Below are 20,084 nucleotides of genomic sequence, written 5' to 3'. Positions count from 1 at the left end.
GTGAATTCAGCCTGTGATTTCAGCCTGTCACCCACCACTGACAATCGCGCGCCGACGTCAACGTCCAGTCACGGCAGCCCTTCTGCCACTGACAGCCGCCCACAGCCACCGACAGCTACGGCACCGCGAGTGCTTCCTCGATCTGCCGGGCCACCTCGGGGCCCGAGAGCATTCGCCCCTCCTTGGTGAAGGCGTGCACCGAGCGGCCGTTCAGCCGCAGGGAAGGGGTGCCGCGTACGCCGCTGCTGCCGAAGGAGTCGGCCACCGCCGTGGCCCACGGGAGGTAGGTGCCGTCCACCACAGCCTGCCTGAACGCGTCGGAGGTGAGACCGGGGACGGTCCTGGCGACCGCCAGCAGGTTCGCTGTGTCGCCGTACGCGTCGTCGCTCTCGGCGGGCTGGTTCGCGTACAGCGCCTCGTGCAGTGCCTTGAACTCGGCCTGGCCTTCGTTGACGGCCGCGCCGAGCGCGGCCAGGGCGAGCTTCGAGCCCCGCCCGCCGAGCATGCAGTCCAGGAAGGCGGCGAAGTGGTAGTCGATGCTCAGCCGGCCGTCGTCGGCGAGGGCGCGGACCGTGGGGCCCGCGGTGCGTTCCATGTCCGCGCAGTAAGGGCAGCGGGGGTCTTCGTAGACGGCCAGCACCGGCACGTCGTGAGCGGGGCCGTACGGAACGACCAGTCCGCCGGCACCGGTCGTGTGGTCGGGCACCGGCATCGGGAGCCCTGAGCGGTCGGCCATGACGCGTCTCCTTCTTCCTCACCGCCCAGCTACGCACGGGGCGGCGGGAAGCGCATCATTTGCGCGGCTCAGCGGCCGGGGCCGCCACTGCCGAACGCGCCGCCGGAATTGCCGCTCCACGGCTCCCGCTTCTCCGGGTCCTCCGGATCGCCCTCGCTGTCGGTCTTCGCCCTGCCGGAGGCGTTGCCGCTGTGGTGCAGCTCGTGCGGGGTGAGGCGGCCGCCGTCCCTGGGCATCTCGTCGGGCTCCCGGTGCTCCAGGACCTCCGGCGGGCCCGAGCCGGTCGGGCGGTGCGGGTGCTCGTCGGGCCGGGGAGGGGCGGGCTCGCGCCTGCGTACGCGGATGCCCAACCAGACGGCGGTGATCAAGGCGGCCGTCACGATCAGACCCGCCACGAACGGTCCGATGCCGATGACCAGGTCACTCGCGGCCGTGGGGCTCATGAGCTGGAGTGCGTTCATGCCGGGCCAATACCCAGGGGCGGCCGACTCATGAGCGGCCGTACAGGTGAAACCGGGCGTCACTTGGCGTCGGCGTAGCACTCCACGATCGCGGTGCTGAACGGGAACCGCACGGGCGTGTCACCGAAGGCGATACGCCCCGCCAGATCGCCCGCCGCGCGGATCGCCTCCGCGACCGCCGGGGCCTCCGCCTCGGGGCAGTGCACGATCACCTCGTCGTGCTGGAAGAAGACCAGATCCGCCCGCAGATCCGCCGCCCTGAGCGACTGGCGCAGCGCCGCCAGCATCAGCAGCGCCCAGTCGGCGGCGCTGCCCTGCACCACGAAGTTGCGGGTGAAACGGCCCCGCGCGCGGGCGTTCGTCGACGCGTACCCCGGAGTGAACCCCCACCCGCCCTCCCGCTCCCCGTCCCCCTCCTGCGGCAGGCCCGCTTCCCCGTCGTCGCCGGAACCCGCCGCCGGTGGGCAGGTCCGGCCCAGCCAGGTCCGTACGAGCCGCTTCTCCTCACCCGCACGCGCCGCGTCGTCCACATACGCGACCGCGTGCGGGAACCGTCTTCGCAGCGCGGCGAGGTTCTTCAGGCCGTCCCCGGAGGTCTGCCCGTACACCGCGCCGAGGACGGCGATCTTCGCCATGTCGCGGTCACCGGCGAAGGCCCGGTCGGACACCGCCTTGTAAAGGTCGCCGGGGTGCCCGGCCACCTCCATCAGCCCCGGATCGCGCGAGATCGCCGCCAGGACCCGCGGTTCCATCTGATCCGCGTCCGCGACCACGAGCCGCCACCCCGGGTCGGCGATCACCGCCCGCCGGATCACCTTCGGGATCTGGAGCGCGCCGCCGCCGTTGGTGACCCACCGCCCGGTGATCGTCCCGCCCGGCAGGTACTGCGGTCGGAAGCGCCCGCCGCGCACCCAGTCCTGGAGCCAGCCCCATCCGTGCGCCGTGTAGATCCGGTAGAGCTTCTTGTACGCGATCAGCGGCTCCACCGCCGGATGGTCGACCTCCGCCAGCTCCCACCGCCGCGTCGACCTCACCTTGATCCCGGCCACCGCGAACGCCTTGATCACGTCCGCGGGCAGCTCGGGCCGCACCCGCCGCCCGAACGCGGCCGACACCGCGTCCGCCAGCTCCGCCATCCGGCGCGGCTCGCCGCCGCCCGCGTACCGTTCGCCGAGCAGTTCCTCCAGGACCGCCCGGTGCACGTCGGCCCGCCAGGGCAGCCCCGCCCCGTTCATCTCGGCGGCCACCAGCATCCCGGCCGACTCGGCGGCGGTCAGCAACCGCATCCGGTCGGGGTGCTCGGCGGCGCCGTGCCTGCGCTGCTGATCGGCGTACACCTCCAGCAGGCCGTCGAAGGGCACCGGCGTCGGCTGCGGCTCGAACAGCGAGGACTGCGAACCGGGCTCGGCGGCCCGCTGCGGCGGATCGGGGGGTACGGGCCGGCCGTGCAGCCTGGCCCAGGCGGCGGCCGCCGAGCGCGGCTCGCCGTGGCGCCCCTCGTGGCCCAGAAGCAGCGATTCCGCGTCCTCCACGTCGTAACACCGCTCCACGCGCACCCCGCCGGCGAGCAGCCGGGGGTACATCTCGGCAGTCGACCGCCACACCCACCTCCCCACCTCGGGCCGGGACCCGACCGCCGCCACGAGGTCCGGTTCCGCCCGCACCTCACCGGCCGGCCGGCCGCCGGGCCCCAGCGGCACGAGCAGCGCCCCACCCCCGTCGGCAGCGGCGACGGCCCAGCGATCACTCATGGATCCGAGTCTGGCACCCACCACTGACAACGGCGCCTGACAACGGCCGCTGACAACGGCCGCGCTCCGCAGGCGGGCCGCCGCCGTGACGGGCAGGATCGGCACCGACCGGCGACCACGGCCGAGAAGGAGCACCGGTGCAAGCCACCGTCGCGCGCCTACCCACTCGCGCAGGCGGCCGAGGCGCAGGAGCAGAGCGAGTCGGGTCACGCGGGAGGCAAACTGGTACTCCTTCCCTGACGCCTGTCACCATTGCGGACATGCAGCAGGTCGAGAAAGCCATATCCGCGGCGGTGTACGCCGAAGGCGACGCCGGTCTCGACCTGGGCGCCTCACTCCTCGCCGCCGCCCCCTGGCCCGAGGCCGGCCGTGAACTGCTGCGCCGGGGCGAGGAGTACGTACGCCAGGCCTGGGAGCGCGGCTGGCAGCCCGCCGACCTGATCCGTCTCGTACGCCGCGACCTCGACGAGCGGCACATCCGCATCGCCGCCGACCTGATCGCCGCCGAGAACCGCCGCTACCCGCGCCACACACCACGCTGGGAAGCCCAGCTGCGCGACCTGCGGGCGACCACAGCCTGGTGGGACAGCGACGAGCGCTACGCCGACGCACTCACCCGCCGCGAGAAGGCGGACCGTTTCTCGCTCGCCACAGCCCTCCTCGAACTGTTCCGCGTCCTCGTGCGCATCCCCGCGATCGAGTCCGTGGCCCCGCCCCCGGGCACGGACGTACGCCACCACCTGCCCACGCCCGGCGAGCCGCGCATGCTCACCCGCATCCGGGCCCTGCTCGCCAAGGCCGAGGCGACCGACTACCCGGACGAGGCGGAGGCGCTCACCGGCAAGGCGCAGGAGCTGATGGCGCGCCACAGCATCGACGAGGCGCTGCTCGCCGCCCGCGGCGACTCGGACACCACCCCGTCCGCCTGCCGGATCGGCGTCGACGCCCCGTACGAGACGGCCAAGGCGATCCTGCTGGACGCCGCCGCCACAGCGAACCGCTGCCGAGCCGTCTGGAACGGCAGCTTCGGCTTCACCACGGTGGTCGGCTTCGAACCCGACCTGGAAGCGGTCGAGTTGCTCTACACCTCGCTCCTGCTCCAGTGCTCGGCCGCGATGACCCGGGCGGAGGCGGCCCAGCGCGCGGCGGGCCGGCGGCGCACGAAGACGTTCCGCCAGACGTTCCTCACGGCGTACGCCAGCCGCATCGGCCAGCGCCTCTCGGAGGCCACCGAGCACGTCACGGAAGAGGCCGGCAGCGCACTGCTGCCGGTGCTCGCGGCGCGTGACGTGGCAGTGGAGGACCGCGCGGACCGCATGTTCCCGCAGACGACGACCACCCGCCTGCGCGGCGCGACCGACCAGATGGGCTGGGACCAGGGCACGGCGGCGGCCAACAAGGCCCACGTGCGCCCCCACCACCCCCTGGCCCCCTGACCGGGCAGCCCAGCGGCGCTCCTCCATGGACCACGGACAGCGGACAGCCATGAGCGCCACTTGAAAACGAGAACCATTTCCATATACTCCCCACATGGCCCGCAACGAACTCCGCCCGATCATCAAGATCAGGTCCACCGCCGGAACCGGCTACACCTACGTGACCCGCAAGAACCGCCGCAACAACCCCGACCGCATGACCCTCCGCAAGTTCGACCCGGTGCTGCGCCGGCACGTCGACTTCCGCGAAGAACGCTGAACGCCCACAGCGAAGAACACAGCAAAGAAAGGGGCATCCAGCATGCAGCCCGCGATCCACCCCCCGTACGCCCCGGTCGTCTTCCGCGACAAGGCCGGCGGCTTCGCCTTCCTCACCCGTTCCACGATGACCAGTGACAAGACGGTGGAGTGGGAGGACGGTCGGACGTACGCCGTGGTCGACGTCGAGATCTCCTCGCAGAGCCACCCCTTCTACACGGGCACCGCGCGCGTCCTGGACACGGCAGGCCGAGTGGAGCGCTTCGAGCGCCGCTACGGGGCGAGCAAGGCGCCGCTCCAGTGAGCGGCGGCCACCCCAAGCTGCCCGTCGCCATCGTCGGCGGCCTGCACTCCGACGCCCGCAAGGAGGTCGTCGAGCAACTGCTGCGCACGGTGCCCGGCAGCGTCGCCGTGCACCACGACCTGTCGACGGCCGCCGCGGGAACAGTGCGGCGCACGGTCCGCGACGCGAGCGGCGAGACCGCGTCCGGCGATGCCCCGCTGGTCAACGACTGCGCCTGCTGCGCGCTGCGCGAGGACCTCGTCCCCGAGCTGGAACGGCTGGCCGACGGCGGCCTCACCCGGCTCGCGGTGGTCGAGCTGTGGGACTCGGTCGAGCCCAAGGCGATGGCCGAGGTCGTGGTCGCGCACGGCGGCGACGTACTCGATCTGACGGCCGTCATCACGGCCGTCGATCCCGCGCTGCTGCTGCCCTGCCTCGGCTGCGGCGACGACCTGGCCGAGGCAGGACTGGCCGCCGCCGCGACCGACCAGCGCACGGTCGCAGACACCTGGGTGCGCCAGCTGGAGTACGCCCCCGTCCTCGTGGTGGTCGACAGCGACGAGGCGGACGAGCAGGACGAGGCGCTGCTCGCGCAGCTGCATCCGACGGCCCGCCGGGTCCGGGCGTCCCCCGGTGGGCCGACCGGGGCCCTGGCGGAGGCGGCCTTCGCGGGCTTCGACCTCGAGGCAGCGGCGGCCCGCCAGCACCCGGCGTGCGCACTGCTTCCGCAGGAGGCGCAGGAGAACGGGGTCGGCACGCTGGTGTGGCACCGGGACCGTCCGTTCCACCCGGAGCGGCTGTACGAGGCGCTGGAGGACCTGACGTGCGCCGCGGCCCGCAGCCGGGGCCGTTTCTGGCTGGCCGACCGCCCGGACACCCTGATGGCGTGGGACGCGGCGGGCGGCGCGCTGTGCGTGGAGAGCGCGGGGCCGTGGCTGGCGTCGCTGCCGGACGCGGCGTGGGAGATGGTCCCGCCCGTACGCAGGGCGGCGGCCGCGCTCGACTGGCACCCCGAGCACGGGGACTGCTGCCAGCACCTGGTGTTCACCTCGCCCGGACTCGACCGTGACGGGCTTGAAGCGCTCCTCGAATCCTGCTTGCTGACCGACGCCGAATACGCGGCGGGGCGTGACGCGTGGAAGCGTCTGCCGCCCGCTTTCGATTCTCTTCTGGAGGCCTGATGCCCCGTACATCCCGAGGTAATGACGGGCGTAAGCCCCTCAAGCCCCGTCCTAATCCGCTGGACGAGGCGAAGATTACGTACATTGACCACAAGGACACCGATCTGCTGCGGAAGTTCATTTCGGACCGGGGGAAGATCCGCAGCCGGCGTGTGACAAGGGTCTCGGCCCGTCAGCAGCGGCAGCTGGCGCGGGCGGTGAAAAACGCCAGGGAGATGGCCCTGCTGCCGTACGCGCCGCGCTGATCGGGATGTCTGTAACCGGGACGGCACCCGGCGTGCACGTGCATCTGCCCATGCATCAGCAAGTGAACAAAGCTATGATCCGGGGCAGTTGACATCTGCACTTTCCGGGAGCGACCTGTGCACCACGCGTACAACGGCATGGCGGCCACAGAGCTTCACGGTGTGGTCTGGCAGAAGAGCAGGCGCAGCAACTCGCAGGGCTCCTGCGTGGAGTTCGCCAAATTGCCGGGAGGGAATGTGGCGGTGCGCAATTCGCGGCATCCCGACGGGCCCGCGCTGGTGTACACGCCTGCGGAGATCGAGGCGATGCTGCTGGGCGTCAAGGACGGCGAGTTCGACCACCTGACCGGCGGCTGACGGCAGTACGCGGCCCCGGGTGACGGCAGTACGCGGGCCGGGTGGCAGCGCAACGCGGCCCGGCTGGCAGCAGTACACGGCCCCGCCTGCGGAGGCGCAGTACGCGTACTACGCCTCCGCAGGCGGGAGCCGGAACAGCGCCCACACCACCTTGCCGCTCAGCGTCCCCGCGAGCGGGTGCCACCCCCAGCTGTCGCTGAACGAGTCCACCAGGAACAGCCCACGGCCCGACTCCGCCGAGAAGTCGTCGCTCTCGCCCGCCACCGGGCTCTCGTGGCTGGGGTCGCGTACGGCACACACCAGGCGCGAGGTCCAGCGCATCAGGTGCAGCCGGACGGGAGGATCCTGCTCGTTGGCGCGCGGGGTGTCGGACGGCAGCGCGTGCCGCAACGCGTTGGTGACGAGCTCGGAGACGACCAGGGCAACGTCGTCGAAGCAGTCGCCGAGCTCCCACTGGGTCAGCGTCGCCTGGGTGAACTGCCGTGCTCCGCGCACCGCTTCGTACCGCGGAGGCAGGGCGCATGAGGCGGAGCTGGAGACCGCTGCGGGGTCGATGGGTGGAAGGCCCTGCCGTAACGGCTCGAGCATGGTCGATCCATTCATCCCCATGCGAGGCACTCCCGGGATTCGCGGTCGTTGCGATACGGCGGTAGTACAGCGTCAGCACAAAGCAGCCAGCACAAAACAGCGTCAGCACAGAAGAGCATGCAGGTGTGCGCGGACCATGCTTCCGAATGCGCGGAGCAGATGCAAGGGCAGATGCACGTGCACGCGCCGATCCTGTCCCACCCTGTGACGGTAGTGCACCATTTTTTCCCGAGGCCTCTTTCGGCGCCTCGCACTCTCCTGCCATCTCCGTAATCGGGTGAGTACGAAGCGGAGCGTTTTAATGGCAGACTGCGGCTCCTGGGGCCCCGGGGGGAGACGCTCCGCTTCTGAACTGTCGTACAGGGGAGGGCCGGAGAAGTGACCGCAGGCGAGTCGAGCGGCTCTGTGGTGCGGCGCATCCTGCTGGGATCCCAGCTCAGGCGGTTGCGTGAGTCGCGTGGTGTCACCCGCGAAGCGGCCGGCTACTCGATCCGAGCATCCGAATCGAAGATCAGCCGCATGGAGTTGGGACGGGTGAGCTTCAAGGCCAGGGACGTCGAGGATCTGCTGACGCTGTACGGCGTCACGGACGGCACGGAGCGCGACTCCCTGCTGGGGCTCGCGCGGGAGGCCAACGTGGCCGGCTGGTGGCACAGCTTCGGCGATGTGCTGCCGGGCTGGTTCCAGACGTACATCGGCCTCGAAGGTGCCGCCTCCCTCATCCGGATCTACGAAGTCCAGTTCGTGCACGGGCTGTTGCAGACGGAGAGCTACGCGCACGCGGTCGTCTCCCGTGGCATGCCGCACGCCTCGGCCGCCGAGATCGACCGCAGGGTCGCGCTGCGCCTGGAGCGCCAGAAGGTGCTCGTGTCGGAGCGCGCGCCGCATCTGCACGCCGTACTCGACGAGGCCGCCCTGCGCCGTCCGTACGGCGACCGGGCCGTGATGCGTGGGCAGTTGCAGCACCTCATAGAGGTGTCGGAGCAGCCCAATGTCACGCTTCAGGTGATGCCGTTCAGCTTCGGCGGCCACGCGGGGGAGAGTGGCGCGTTCACCGTGCTTCGGTTCCCCGAGTCGGATCTGTCCGACCTCGTGTACCTGGAGCAGCTGACCAGCGCGCTGTATCTGGACAAGCGCGAGGAGGTCGCGCAGTACGAGAACGTGATGGCGCGCCTGCAGAAGGACAGCCCGAGTCCGGCGGAGTCCCGGGACGTTCTCCGCGGTCTGCTCCAACTCAGCTAGGGCCCACGTACCATGACGTCTCATCAGGAGTCTGCACCTGTACGCCTTGCAGTAAGGGATCGCATGTCCTTCTTCACCGACCTGGCCCATCAGTACATCGACGGCGAGTGGCGGACCGGCAGCGGCTCGTGGGACATCATCGACTTCAACCCGTACGACGGGGAGAAGCTCGCCGCGATCACGGTGGCGTCGGTGGACGAGGTCGACCAGGCCTACCTGGCGGCCGAGCGCGCCCAGCCGGCGTGGGCGGCGGTGAGCGCGTACCGGCGCAGGGACGTGATCGAGCGTGCCCTGCGGATCACTCAGGACCGCGAGGACGAGATCGTCGAGGCGATCATCGACGAGCTCGGCGGTACGCGGGTGAAGGCGGCGTACGAGGTCCGCCTCGCCCAGGAGTTCCTGCGCGAGGCGATGCAGACCGCCCTGCGGGCCCAGGGGACCATCCTGCCCTCGCCCGTGCAGGGCAAGGAGAATCGTGTCTACCGGCTGCCGGTGGGCGTCGTCGGGGTCATCAGCCCCTTCAACTTCCCCTTCCTGGTGACGCTCAAGTCGGTCGCCCCGGCTCTCGCGCTCGGCAACGCCGTGGTGATCAAGCCCAACCAGAACACCCCGGTCGTCGGCGGCGGGCTGATCGCGAAGATCTTCGAGGACGCGGGCCTCCCGGCCGGGCTGCTCAACGTGCTGGTCACGGACATCGCGGAGATCGGTGACGCGCTGATAGAGCACCGGGTGCCGAAGGTGATCTCCTTCGCCGGCTCCGACAAGGTGGGGCGGCATGTCGCCGCAGTCGCCGCCGGTCAGTTCAAGCGGTCGGTCCTGGAGCTGAGTGGCAACAGCGCGCTGGTCGTGCTCGACGACGCGGACATCGACTACGCCGTCGAAGCCGCCGTCTTCAGCCGCTTCGTCTATCAGGGCCAGGTCTGCATGGCGGCCAACCGGGTGCTGGTGGACCGGACCGTCGAAGCCGAGTTCACAGCGAAGTTCGTCGCGAAGGTACGCACCCTGGTGACCGGCGACCCGGCCGACTCGCGGACCCACATCGGCCCGGTCATCAACGCCTTCCAGGCGGAAGCGCTGACGGGCCTGGTGGAGCAGGCGCTCGCCGAGGGCGCGACGGCGCTCGTGCGGGGGTCTACGCGCGGCAACCTCGTCGAGCCGACCGTACTGAGCGGGCTGCCGGCCGACTCCTCGATCCTGTCCCAGGAGATCTTCGGCCCCGTGGTGCTGCTGCTGCCCTTCGACGGCGAGGAAGAGGCGCTGCGTATCGCCAACGACAGCCAGTACGGGCTGAGCGGGGCCGTCCACACGGCGAACCTGGAGCGGGGTGTGCGGTTCGCCCAGCGCGTCGAGACGGGAATGATGCACGTCAACGACTCGACCGTGCACGACGAGCCGCAAGTGGCGTTCGGCGGCGAGAAGCTCTCGGGGCTGGGGCGGCTGAACGGTGACTCGGCGGTGGAGGCCTTCACCACGCAGAAGTGGATCTCGGTGCAGCACGGACGGACGAAGTTCCCGTTCTGAGGACGGCTGCCCTCGCCTCGCGGACCGCGCAGGTACCCGACCGGCTACTCTAGTCAAAATTGAGTAGGCGGGAAGGGTTCACGATGTCAGCGATCCGGCTGCTGGTCCTCGGCGCCGTGCGTCAGCACGGGCGCGCGCACGGCTATCAGGTGCGCAACGACCTGGAGTTCTGGGGCGCCCACGAGTGGTCCAACGCCAAGCCAGGGTCGATCTACCACGCGCTCAAGCAGATGGCCAAGCAGGGGCTGCTGCACGCCCACGAGATCGCGCCGAGCACGGCCGGCGGCCCGCCGCGTACCGAGTACGAGATGACGGAGCAGGGGACCGCGGAGTATTTCGGGCTGCTTCGGGAGGCCGTGAAGACGTACGACCAGAAGCTGGACGTGCTGTCGGCGGGCATCGGCTTCATCGTCGACCTGGACCGGGCGGAGGCGGTCGAGCTGCTCAAGGAGCGGGTGCGCGGCCTCCAGTCGTGGCGCACGTCGGTCACCGACTACTACACGCCTGAGGACGGGCCCGAGTCGATCGGCCACATCGGCGAGATTATGAACCTGTGGGTCCACTCGGCAGACACGGGTGTCGAGTGGACGCGCGGCCTGATCGCGCGGATCGAGGGCGGCGCGTACACGTTCTCCGGCGAGGGCGACCCCTTCGTGGGCGTGCTCGCCGAGGGCGAAGAGAATCCCTACGCCAGCTAATCAAGTTTGACGAATGAGTCGGAGTGCTTTACCTTTGCGCTTGTAGTCAAGTTTGACTACAAGGTGGGAGGAGAGAGCATTGACTGACGCCGAAGCGGCGATCGTCGTCGAGGGAGTAGAGAAGCGGTACGGGCAGAAGCGGGCGCTGGGCGGGCTCGACCTGGTGGTGGGGCGTGGCACGGTGCACGGCGTGCTGGGCCCCAACGGTGCGGGCAAGACCACGATCGTGCGCATCCTGGCCACCCTGCTGCGGCACGACGCGGGTCGGGCCGAGGTCGCGGGGTACGACGTACGGACGCAGGCCGCACGGGTGCGGCGGCACATCGGGTTGCTGGGGCAGCACGCGGCGGTGGATGAGGAGCTGGGCGGTCGGCAGAACCTGGAGATGTTCGGCCGCCTCCATCACCTGGGGGCGCGCCGGGCGGGCGCGCGGGCGGACGAGCTGCTGGAGCGGTTCGGGCTCGCCGACACGGGCCGCAAGGCGGTCCGGCAGTACAGCGGCGGCATGCGGCGCCGGCTCGACCTGGCGGCGTCACTGATCACCGACCCGCAGGTGCTGTTCCTGGACGAACCGACCACCGGCCTCGACCCGCGCGGCCGCGCCGAGGTGTGGAGCGCGGTGCGGTCCCTGGCCGGCGGCGGCACGACCGTACTGCTCACCACGCAGTACCTGGAGGAGGCCGATCAGCTGGCCGACCGGATCACGGTGGTTGACGGGGGCAGGTCCATCGCGGAGGGCACACCGGACTCGCTGAAGGCCGAGGTCGGCGGCGACCGGATCGACGTGGTACTGCGCGACGGGCGCCAACTCGGCGCGGCGGCCGTCCTGATGGGCCCGGGCGCGGAGCGCGACGACGACCGGCGGCGGCTCAGCGCGCCGGTCACGGACCGGATGACGGCCCTCGCCGGGCTCGTACGTGCCCTGGAGGCCGCCGGCATCGAGGCGGAGGACATCGTCCTGCGCAGGCCAACGCTCGACGAAGTGTTCCTGCGTCTCACGAAGGACACCCAGGAGGTGGGGGTATGAGTACGGTCGGATGGGCGGTCAGCGATTCCTGGACGATGACGCGGCGCGAACTCGCGCACTGGGCGCGCCGGCCGGTGCAGGTCGTCGTCGGCCTGGTCTTCCCGGTGATGCTGCTGCTGATGTTCGGGTTCCTGGTCGGCGGCGGCAAGGGCGTCTCGGGCGATTACGTCGACTTCCTGGTGCCGGGCATGCTCGCGCTGACCATGGCCTTCGGGCTGGAGGCGACGATGCTCGCGGTCACCCAGGATCTGAACAAGGGGGTGATCGACCGGTTCCGCTCCATGCCGATGGCCTCGGGCGCGGTGCTGGTGGGACGCGCCGTCGCGGACATGCTCCAGTCGGCGGCCGGGCTGCTGGTCATGATCGTGGTGGGGTACGCGGTCGGCTGGCGCTGGCACGGCGGCGCGCTCGCCTTCCTGGGGGCTGTCGGCCTGTTGCTGCTGCTGCGCTTCGCGATGCTGTGGATCGGCATCCAGCTGGCAATGGTCGCGGGCAAGCCGGAGATGGTCCAGGCGGTGCAGATCCTGGTGTGGCCGGTCGGGTTCCTCTCCAACGCCTTCGCCTCGCCGGACTCGATGCCGGGCTGGCTCGCCGCGGTCGTCGGGTGGAACCCGCTGTCGGCCACGGCCACGGCGGTACGCGACCTCTTCGGCAACCCGGCGGCGGCCGGCACCGGCTGGCCGGCCGAACACGCGGGCCTGCTGGCGGTGGTGTGGCCGGTGGTGCTGGTGGCGGTGTTCTTTCCGCTGGCGGTACGGCGGTTCGGGCGGCTGAGCCATTGAGCCACTGAGCCACTGAGCCACTGAGCCTCTGAGACCCGGGCCTCCGGGCCTCCGGGCCTCCGGGCCACTGAGCCCCCGGGCCACTGAGCCCCCGGGCCGCCGGGGCGCGCGCCGGTCAGTGATGGAAGCCGGTCGCGGCGGACGTGTCCCGGGTGGCCGGTCCCGCCTGGGCGCGCAGTTCGGGCAGGACCTGTTCGAAGCTCTCCACCAGCAGCTCCGCCAGGTCGGAGGAGAAGCCGTTGCGGCAGACGATCCGCAGCACGGACAGGTCCTGCCGGTTCTCGGGGAAGACGTACGCCGGCACCAGCCACCCGCGTTCGCGCAACCGCCGGGACACGTCGAAGACGTCGAAGTTCGTCACCCCGTCGGCCGTGGTGAAGGCGATCACCGGCAGCTCCTCGCCGCGGGTCAGCATCCGGAAGTCACCCATCGCCTCGATCCGCGCGGCGAGCCCCCGCGCCACGTCCCGCGACGCCTGCTGCACCGCCCGGTACCCGTCCCGGCCGAGCCGCAGGAAGGTGTAGTACTGCGCCACCACCTGCGCCCCGGGCCGGGAGAAGTTGAGGGCGAAGGTCGGCATGTCACCGCCCAGGTAGTTGACCCGGAAGACCAGCTCTTCCGGGAGTTCGGCCGGCGAGCGCCACAGCGCCCACCCCACCCCCGGGTAGACCAGGCCGTACTTGTGCCCGGAGGTGTTGATGGAGGAGACCCTCGGCAGCCGGAAGTCCCAGACGAGGTCCTCGTCGAGGAAGGGAGCGATCATCGCGCCGGAAGCCCCGTCCACATGAACGGGAACGTCGAGGCCCGTGCGCGCCTGGAGCTCGTCCAGGGCCGCGCAGATCTCGGCCACGGGTTCGTACGACCCGTCGAAGGTGGAGCCGAGCACCGCCACCACGCCGATGGTGTTCTCGTCGCAGAGCGCGGCGGCGGCCTGCGGATCGAGATGGAAACGGTCCCCCTCCATCGGCACCGTGCGAGCCTCGACCTCCCAGAAGGTGCAGAACTTGTCCCAGCAGACCTGGACGTTGACGCCCATCACCAGGTTCGGCCGGGCCTGGCCGGGGTAGCGGGACGCGTTGCGGCCCGCCCAGCGCCTTTTGAGGGCCATCCCGGCGAGCATGCACGCCTCGCTGGACCCGGTCGTGGAGCAGCCGACGGACGCCGCCGGGTCCGGCGCGTTCCACAGGCCGGCGAGCATCGCGACGCAGCGCCGCTCCAGCTCGGCGGTGCGCGGGTACTCGTCCTTGTCGATCATGTTCTTGTCCCGGCACTCGCCCATCAGCACCGCCGCCTCGGGCTCCATCCAGGTGGTGACGAACGTGGCCAGGTTGAGCCGGGAGTTCCCGTCGAGCATCAGCTCGTCGTGCACCAGCTGGTACGCCGTCGCGGGCGGCATGGGCCCCTCGGGCAGCTGGTGCCTGGGCGGGGCGGACTCCATGCCCGCGACCGGGTCGGCCGCGCCGTAGAAGGGGTTGAGGGCCAGCTTGCGGTGCCGCTCCGTCGGGCCTTGGTGAAGTGCCATGCGCTCACCATAAGTGGACATAGCAGTGCATAGCGTGTCGGGAATTCGGGCTTGCACCTCACGTCACGTGAGGGCTCAGGCTGAGGTGCGTACCGAGAAGAAGGAGCGGGCAGACCATGAGCTACTCCGTGGGACAGGTCGCGGGATTCGCCTCAGTGACGGTGCGCACGCTGCATCACTACGACGAGATCGGGCTGCTCTCGCCGGGCGGGCGCAGCCATGCCGGTCACCGGCGCTACGACGACGCCGACCTCGACCGGCTGCAGCAGATCCTGTTCTACCGGGAGCTCGGCTTCCCGCTCGACGAGGTGGCGGCTCTCCTGGACGACCCGGGCACCGACCCGCGCGAGCACCTGCGGCGCCAGCACGGACTGCTGTCCGGCCGCATCGCGCGACTGCAGGAGATGGCCGCCGCCGTCGAAACCGCCTTGGAGGCACAGAAGATGGGCATCAGCCTCACACCCGAGGAGAAGTTCGAGGTCTTCGGCGACCACGATCCGCAGGCGTACGAGGAGGAGGCCGGGCGCCGCTGGGGCCGCACCGACGCCTACGCCGAATCGCAGCGCCGTTCGGCGTCGTACACCAAGCAGGACTGGCTGCGCTACAAGGAGGAGAGCGAGGGGTGGGGCCGCAGGCTCGCCGCGCTCATGGAATCCGGCGCTCCGGCCGAGAGTGAGCAGGCGATGGAGCTCGCCGAGGAGCACCGGAGCCAGATCGTCCGCTGGTTCTACGACTGCACCTATGAGATCCACTGCGGGCTGGCGGACCTCTATGTGACCGACGAGCGGTTCACCCGTCACTACGAACAGCTGCGCCCCCGACGCGGCCCGGTATCTGCACGACGCGATCCTGGCCAACGCGGTTCACCGCAGCTGACCGGCCCGCGGGATCGCGCGAGGGGCGACCGGAACCAGGACTGGAACCAAGGGGGCCGCGGCCACGTTGTAGCTTTGGGCTGCGGCCCCCCGCAGACAGACCAGACAGTCGACCCCACCCTGGAGCCCCGGTACCCGTGAATACGCTTGCGCTCGGACCGAGCTGGCTGGAGCCGAACTATCTGCTTGAGCAGTTCGGCCTGATCGGCCTCCTGGTCATCGTCTTCGCCGAGTCCGGACTGCTGATCGGCTTCTTCCTGCCGGGCGACTCGCTGCTGTTCACCACCGGTCTGCTCGTGACCACCGGCGTGCTGGACACTCCGCTGTGGCTGGTCTGCACCCTGGTCGCGCTCGCGGCGATCATCGGCGACCAGGTCGGCTATCTCTTCGGCCGCAAGGTCGGGCCCTCCCTCTTCAACCGTCCCGACTCCAGGTTCTTCAAGCAGGAGAACGTCGAGAAGGCGCACGACTTCTTCGAGAAGTACGGTCCGAAGTCGCTGGTCCTGGCCCGCTTCGTGCCCATCGTGCGGACCTTCACGCCGATCATCGCGGGCGTCAGCAAGATGAACTACCGCTCGTTCATCATGTTCAACATCATCGGCGGTCTGCTCTGGGGAGTGGGCGTCACGCTGCTCGGCGCCTCCCTCGGAAAGATCAAGTTCGTCCGCGACAACATCGAGCCGATCCTGCTTCTGATCGTGCTGGTCTCGGTGATCCCGATCGTCATCGAGTACCTGCGGGCCCGCAGCAAGAACAAGAAGGCCGCCGCCGAGGGTCCCGTCGGCCAGTCCGAAGGGACGCCCCCGGGTCAGCGCGGCCGCCACGCCAGGCGCTGACCCGCTGGGCTCGGATCGTACGGGCCGTATGAGCTAGTGCCGCTCCCGGCGAGCTTTGCCCCGTCGCGTCGTCCAGCACGCACGCTCGCTGCGTTGGCCGAAAGCCCTGGTAGCTCCTTCCCCAAGCTCTCGACTTCGTTCGAGCAGGGGAGACCCCATCCAAGGACTTCCGGCCGCCTTGCGATCGCAGGCACTGGACGACGCTCCTTATGGGGCAAACATTGCCGGTCGCGGCACTAGAAGCCGCGCGTCCGCTTGGCCGCGCGGCGGCTCGCGCCCCGCCCCATACTCGGCATCTTCAGGAACAGCCGGGAGATCTCGCCACCCAGATTCACCCCGATGGCGATCGCCAGCGACAGGGCCGCCGCCTTCGACAGGGAGGCGAGCCCGGAGTTCAGGTCGTTCTGGGCGATGCCCAGCAGACCGAAGTACGTCGCGGAGCCCGGCAGCAGCGGACCGATCGCCGCCGTGACGTACGGCAGCGCGGAGGCGTACTGGTAGCGCGAGAAGAGCTGCCCGAACAGCCCGACCAGGCCGGCGGCGACCGCCGTCGCGGCCACCTGGGAGATCTGGCCGACATCGTGCATCGCGCCGTACACGAGCCAGGCCACGCCGCCGTTCAGCGTCACCATCAGCACGGTGTTCCGCTCCTGCTGGAGCAGGATCGCGAACGCGAAACTGAGCAGCATCGACGCCAGGATCTGCGTCACCGGACGCATGGTGTTCTCCAGCGCGGCACTGGGCTGCAGCTCGGCGTTGAGCTGTACGCCCAGGTAGAGCACGATCAGCACGCCGATGACGATCGCGATGAAGAAGTACATCACTTCGAGCAGCCGCGCCGACGCGGTGATGTAGTAACCCGTCAGACCGTCCTGCACCCCCGCCACCAGGGCCCGCCCCGGCAGCAGCGCGAACAGGCCACCGGTGATGACGGCGGAGGGACGCGCGTCCCACAGCGTCGTCTGCGGTGCGAGCGTCAGTGCCACCCCTATGGCGGCGGGCGGCATCGCAGCGACCACGAACTGGTAGAACTCCGGCAGCCCGCGCCCCGCGCACAGCCACGCCAGCCGGTCGCCGAGCATCGCGCCGATCGCGGCCGCCAGGAACACCACGGGACCACCGCCGACCAGCACGGAAGCCGCGCCGGCCAGTAGCCCGCTGGCCCCCGTCAGCGCCCAGCCCGGATACGGGTGGCGGTTTCGCCGCATCTCCGCGAGCGTGCGGTACGCCTCTTCCAGCGTGACGTCGGTGTCCGGCGATGTGATGTCGTCGATGAGGTGGTAGACCGCCGCCAGCCGGGTGTAGTCGGTGCCCCGGCGGCGTACGGTCCTGCTCGCCGTCACCGGGTCGTCCACCAGCGAGGGCTGGTGCGAGATCGACAGCAGCGTGAAGGTGACGTTCGGCTCGCAGCGGTCGAGCCCGTACGCCCGGCTGACCCCGAACATCGCCGCCTCGACGTCCTCGGCCCCCTCGCCGCCCGCGAGCAGCAACTCCCCGATACGCAGCGTCAGGTCGAGCACGCGCGGCACGGCGGGACCCGCTTCGTCGTGGCGCTGCACCGGCTCCGGCACCGGCCGGTCCCCGACCGGCATGCGCAGCAGCGTACGCATCCGGTCCTGCCAGGGCGCCTCCTTGGTCAGCCCGACCAGGGGCACGCCGTGGGCAGGGGTGAAGGCGGGCGGGGCCTGCCGGGCGTTGTAGGTGCTCGGGGTGTCAAAGGCCGACACGTCCTGCGGGATGGGGTACTCGCCGGTGGTCAGCCCTTCCGGCACGGCGAACTCGGAGGTCGGGCTGTCCTCCTCGGCCGGCTCCGGCTGACCCATTCCGGGCGGTGGTGCGAAGGCGCTCCGAGCCTCGTCCGACTGCGGCTTGCGGTCCTCGGGGCCTTCGTTGTCGGCCCCGCTGCCGCCGCGCTTCGGCTCCGCCACCGCTCGCCTCGCTTCCATTCCTTGATCCCGTACAGCTTTGTGCAACACAGCGTTGTGCGACCAGTGCCCAGTATGCGGAGCGACACCCTCCGCTCGCGCGCCGCACGGCGCCGGCCCAGCACGCGCCCCAGCACACGGCGGGCGGTGCGACCCCCGTTGGGGTGCACCGCCCGCCGTGATGTCAGGGGAGGCCGGGGGCTCGTCAGTGGCTGCCGCCCTGCGCCTGCAGGCGCTTGTAGGAAGCCTCGACCTCGGCCTCGGCCTCGGTGCGGCCGACCCAGTCGGCGCCCTCGACGGACTTGCCCGGCTCCAGGTCCTTGTAGACCTCGAAGAAGTGCTGGATCTCCAGGCGGTCGAACTCCGACACGTGGTGGATGTCGCGCAGGTGCTCGACCCGCGGGTCCGAGGCGGGGACGCACAGCAGCTTGTCGTCGCCGCCGGCCTCGTCCGTCATCCGGAACATGCCGATCGCGCGGCACTTGATAACACAGCCCGGGAACGTCGGCTCGTCCAGCAGCACGAGCGCGTCCAGCGGGTCGCCGTCCTCGCCGAGGGTGTTCTCGACGAAGCCGTAGTCCGCCGGGTAGGACGTGGAAGTGAAGAGTCGACGGTCCAGGCGGATCCGACCGGTCTCGTGGTCCACCTCGTACTTGTTCCGCGAACCCTTCGGGATCTCGATGGTGACGTCGAACTCCACGGGTGACTCCTCCATGATCAACACATATTACGAGTGGGGCTGCGTCTGTCGCATCTGTCTCCGGGGGAGTCCCCGGGCCCCCCGGCCGATTCGGCAGGCGGGCCGGCCCCAGGGTGCCATGCTCGCGGCAACACGCAGTGGTTAAGTGTCCCTCACGCAGGTGTGTGATCGCGAAAGGGGCTGGTCCGCGGTGCCGGAACGGAAAACGTGGCAGCTCACGACGGGCGCGGCCGTGGTCGGTCTCGCCCTCTCGGCCGGGGCGGCAACCGCGGCAGGTCCTTGGGACTCCGGTCAGCGTACGGCCGAGCGTTCCCTGGCCGCGGCCCAGGCGGGAACGGGTGGCGCACATCACCAGTCCCCGGCGCGCGACACCCCCGAGCCCGCCCCCAGCGTGCTCGCCGCGCTGGGCGAGCCCGTACCGCCGCCGGCCGAGCGCGCTCTCGCCGACGCCCTCGAACCGCTGCTGCGCGACCCGGCGCTCGGCACGGTCCGTACGGCATCGGTCGTCGACACCGCGACGGGCGCCCAGGTGTACGGGAAGGGCGACCGCACGGGCATGACGCCTGCCTCCACCATCAAGATCGCCACGACACTTGCCGCGCTCTCCGCACTCGGGCCCGGCCACCGCATCGCCACCACCGTCACCGCCACCCCCGACGGCGGAGCGACCGTGCTGGTCGGCGGCGGCGACCCGACGCTGGACCGGGACGCCCTGGGCTCGCTGGCGGACGACACGGCGCGGGTACTGCGCGACCGCGGCGCCGACAAGACCGTGCTCTCGTACGACACCTCGCTGTACTCGGGGCCGGACCTTCACCCCATCGGCCCCAACGAGAACATCAGCCCCGTCAGCCCCCTGATGATCGAGGAAGGCCGGCTGGACGGCTCCCAGTACGGACCCGCACCGCGCAGCACCGACCCGGCCGGCGACACCGCCCGCGCCTTCGCGGCGATGCTGCGCGAGCGCGGTATCGAGACCAGGCGCGCCCCGGCCCCCTCGAAGGGGCCCGACAGTGCCGAGCCCGTCGCTCGGGCGCTCTCCGCGCCCCTGTCCGCCCTCGTCGAGCGCACCCTGACCCACAGCGACAACGACCTGGCCGAGGCGCTGGCCCGCCAGACCGCTCTCGCCTCGGGACAGCCGGCCAGTTTCGACGGTGCGGGCCGCGCGGTGAAGCTGCGTCTGAAGAAGCTCGAACTGCCGTTGTCCGGGGCCCGCTTCGCTGACGGCAGCGGCCTCGACCGCAAGGACAGGGCTTCGGCCGCCCTGCTGTCCGGCCTCCTCGCCCGCGCCGCCGACCCGGCCCGCCCCGGGCTGCGGCCGGTCCTCACGGGCCTCCCGGTGGCCGGTTTCAGCGGCACCCTGAGGAGCCGTTACGCCCAGGACTCGCCCGGTACGGGCATGGTCCGCGCCAAGACCGGCACCCTCACCGGCGTGAATACCTTGGCCGGAACGGTGGTCGACGCGGACGGCCGACTGCTGTCCTTCGCCTTCCTGACCTCGGGCACGACCGGCCGCGGCGACGCCCAGTCGGCCCTCGACAGGCTCGCCGCCACCCTTGCCAACTGCGGCTGCGAGCCCATCGGGGGCCGCCCGGGACGCACGTAGGGCGCGGCGGGGATCAGAAGTTCACGGGTACGGGTGGAGCACAACACCTCACCG

Annotated in this window: 21 protein-coding genes and 1 pseudogene; 15 read left to right on the top strand and 7 right to left on the bottom strand. The window is 70.7% G+C overall.

Translation table 11 applies throughout. The features are described from left to right. Positions 1–115 precede the first annotated feature (115 nt). The 3 genes from ACU6WZ_RS12145 to ACU6WZ_RS12135 form a co-directional block, all read right to left on the bottom strand. Complete coding sequence (locus tag ACU6WZ_RS12145; protein ID WP_447033286.1) at positions 116–736, bottom strand: DsbA family protein; 621 nt, start codon at positions 734–736, stop codon at positions 116–118. A gap of 68 nt (positions 737–804) precedes the next feature. Then, positions 805–1,197, bottom strand: coding sequence for a DUF6479 family protein (locus tag ACU6WZ_RS12140; protein ID WP_447033284.1), 393 nt, complete (start codon positions 1,195–1,197; stop codon positions 805–807). Between the two features lie 59 nt (positions 1,198–1,256). Beyond that, positions 1,257–2,948, bottom strand: a complete 1,692-nt coding sequence (locus tag ACU6WZ_RS12135; RefSeq protein WP_447033282.1) for a bifunctional 3'-5' exonuclease/DNA polymerase — start codon at positions 2,946–2,948, stop codon at positions 1,257–1,259. A gap of 36 nt (positions 2,949–2,984) precedes the next feature. Here ACU6WZ_RS12135 and ACU6WZ_RS12130 point away from each other — a divergent pair, with 36 nt between their 5' ends. The 7 genes from ACU6WZ_RS12130 to ACU6WZ_RS12100 all read left to right on the top strand — a co-directional run bounded on the left by ACU6WZ_RS12130 (position 2,985) and on the right by ACU6WZ_RS12100 (position 6,708). After that, positions 2,985–3,188 (top strand): zinc-binding dehydrogenase, encoded by a 204-nt coding sequence (locus ACU6WZ_RS12130; protein ID WP_447034003.1) that lies wholly within the window; start codon positions 2,985–2,987, stop codon positions 3,186–3,188. Positions 3,189–3,208: 20 nt separating this feature from the next. Continuing rightward, positions 3,209–4,384, top strand: coding sequence for a DUF2786 domain-containing protein (locus ACU6WZ_RS12125; RefSeq protein WP_447033281.1), 1,176 nt, complete (start codon positions 3,209–3,211; stop codon positions 4,382–4,384). 94 nt (positions 4,385–4,478) lie between these two features. Next, a complete protein-coding gene (gene rpmG / locus ACU6WZ_RS12120) occupies positions 4,479–4,643 on the top strand; it encodes a 50S ribosomal protein L33 (RefSeq protein ID WP_447033280.1) in 165 nt (54 codons plus the stop codon). A 42-nt stretch (positions 4,644–4,685) separates the two neighbouring features. Next, complete coding sequence (locus tag ACU6WZ_RS12115) at positions 4,686–4,946, top strand: type B 50S ribosomal protein L31 (RefSeq protein ID WP_447033279.1); 261 nt, start codon at positions 4,686–4,688, stop codon at positions 4,944–4,946. Then, positions 4,943–6,106 carry a CobW family GTP-binding protein gene (locus ACU6WZ_RS12110; protein ID WP_447033277.1) on the top strand — a complete coding sequence of 388 codons (1,164 nt, stop codon included), beginning with the start codon at positions 4,943–4,945 and terminating at the stop codon, positions 6,104–6,106. Before ACU6WZ_RS12115 ends, ACU6WZ_RS12110 begins: the two co-directional genes overlap by 4 nt. After that, positions 6,106–6,351 carry a 30S ribosomal protein S18 gene (gene rpsR, locus ACU6WZ_RS12105; protein ID WP_447033275.1) on the top strand — a complete coding sequence of 82 codons (246 nt, stop codon included), beginning with the start codon at positions 6,106–6,108 and terminating at the stop codon, positions 6,349–6,351. Before ACU6WZ_RS12110 ends, rpsR begins: the two co-directional genes overlap by 1 nt. A 117-nt stretch (positions 6,352–6,468) precedes the next feature. Beyond that, complete coding sequence (locus ACU6WZ_RS12100) at positions 6,469–6,708, top strand: DUF397 domain-containing protein (RefSeq protein WP_447033273.1); 240 nt, start codon at positions 6,469–6,471, stop codon at positions 6,706–6,708. 108 nt (positions 6,709–6,816) lie between these two features. On the opposite strand, the gene ACU6WZ_RS12095 is transcribed toward ACU6WZ_RS12100, so the two are convergent. Further along, the gene (locus ACU6WZ_RS12095) at positions 6,817–7,317 is read right to left on the bottom strand and encodes an ATP-binding protein (RefSeq protein ID WP_447033271.1); all 501 of its coding nucleotides are present in this window, start codon (positions 7,315–7,317) and stop codon (positions 6,817–6,819) included. Between the two features lie 357 nt (positions 7,318–7,674). On the opposite strand from ACU6WZ_RS12095, the gene ACU6WZ_RS12090 reads away from it, so the two are divergent. From ACU6WZ_RS12090 to ACU6WZ_RS12070, 5 genes are all read left to right on the top strand, one after another. Then, on the top strand, positions 7,675–8,538 hold the full coding sequence (locus tag ACU6WZ_RS12090) for a Sco1979 family transcriptional regulator (protein ID WP_447033270.1): 864 nt from the start codon (positions 7,675–7,677) through the stop codon (positions 8,536–8,538). 63 nt (positions 8,539–8,601) lie between these two features. Then, positions 8,602–10,059: an aldehyde dehydrogenase family protein gene (locus tag ACU6WZ_RS12085; protein ID WP_447033269.1), complete on the top strand. Its 1,458-nt coding sequence runs from the start codon at positions 8,602–8,604 to the stop codon at positions 10,057–10,059. An 83-nt stretch (positions 10,060–10,142) separates the two neighbouring features. Further along, the gene (locus tag ACU6WZ_RS12080; RefSeq protein ID WP_447033268.1) at positions 10,143–10,757 is read left to right on the top strand and encodes a PadR family transcriptional regulator; all 615 of its coding nucleotides are present in this window, start codon (positions 10,143–10,145) and stop codon (positions 10,755–10,757) included. Between the two features lie 79 nt (positions 10,758–10,836). Beyond that, positions 10,837–11,784 (top strand): efflux ABC transporter ATPase subunit, DrrA-related, encoded by a 948-nt coding sequence (locus ACU6WZ_RS12075; protein WP_447033267.1) that lies wholly within the window; start codon positions 10,837–10,839, stop codon positions 11,782–11,784. Further along, the gene (locus ACU6WZ_RS12070; protein WP_447033265.1) at positions 11,781–12,566 is read left to right on the top strand and encodes an ABC transporter permease; all 786 of its coding nucleotides are present in this window, start codon (positions 11,781–11,783) and stop codon (positions 12,564–12,566) included. Before ACU6WZ_RS12075 ends, ACU6WZ_RS12070 begins: the two co-directional genes overlap by 4 nt. A 115-nt stretch (positions 12,567–12,681) precedes the next feature. On the opposite strand, the gene gad is transcribed toward ACU6WZ_RS12070, so the two are convergent. After that, the gene (gene gad / locus ACU6WZ_RS12065) at positions 12,682–14,088 is read right to left on the bottom strand and encodes a glutamate decarboxylase (protein WP_447033264.1); all 1,407 of its coding nucleotides are present in this window, start codon (positions 14,086–14,088) and stop codon (positions 12,682–12,684) included. Positions 14,089–14,204: 116 nt separating this feature from the next. On the opposite strand from gad, the pseudogene ACU6WZ_RS12060 reads away from it, so the two are divergent. Further along, positions 14,205–14,964: pseudogene (locus ACU6WZ_RS12060) on the top strand (MerR family transcriptional regulator). Between the two features lie 136 nt (positions 14,965–15,100). Next, positions 15,101–15,799, top strand: coding sequence for a DedA family protein (locus ACU6WZ_RS12055; protein WP_447033263.1), 699 nt, complete (start codon positions 15,101–15,103; stop codon positions 15,797–15,799). A gap of 236 nt (positions 15,800–16,035) precedes the next feature. On the opposite strand, the gene ACU6WZ_RS12050 is transcribed toward ACU6WZ_RS12055, so the two are convergent. Both ACU6WZ_RS12050 and ACU6WZ_RS12045 read right to left on the bottom strand, forming a co-directional pair. Beyond that, on the bottom strand, positions 16,036–17,745 hold the full coding sequence (locus ACU6WZ_RS12050) for a threonine/serine exporter family protein (RefSeq protein WP_447033262.1): 1,710 nt from the start codon (positions 17,743–17,745) through the stop codon (positions 16,036–16,038). 184 nt (positions 17,746–17,929) lie between these two features. Further along, entirely contained in the window at positions 17,930–18,424 is a 495-nt protein-coding gene (locus ACU6WZ_RS12045; protein WP_069930540.1) for an inorganic diphosphatase, read from the bottom strand. Between the two features lie 190 nt (positions 18,425–18,614). Here ACU6WZ_RS12045 and dacB point away from each other — a divergent pair, with 190 nt between their 5' ends. Then, positions 18,615–20,030, top strand: a complete 1,416-nt coding sequence (gene dacB, locus ACU6WZ_RS12040) for a D-alanyl-D-alanine carboxypeptidase/D-alanyl-D-alanine endopeptidase (RefSeq protein WP_447033260.1) — start codon at positions 18,615–18,617, stop codon at positions 20,028–20,030. Positions 20,031–20,084 lie beyond the last annotated feature (54 nt).

The sequence above is a fragment of the Streptomyces hypolithicus genome, assembly GCF_052934925.1.
Note: the sequence above shows the minus strand (reverse complement) of the source record. Positions and strands in the feature narration are given on the sequence as shown.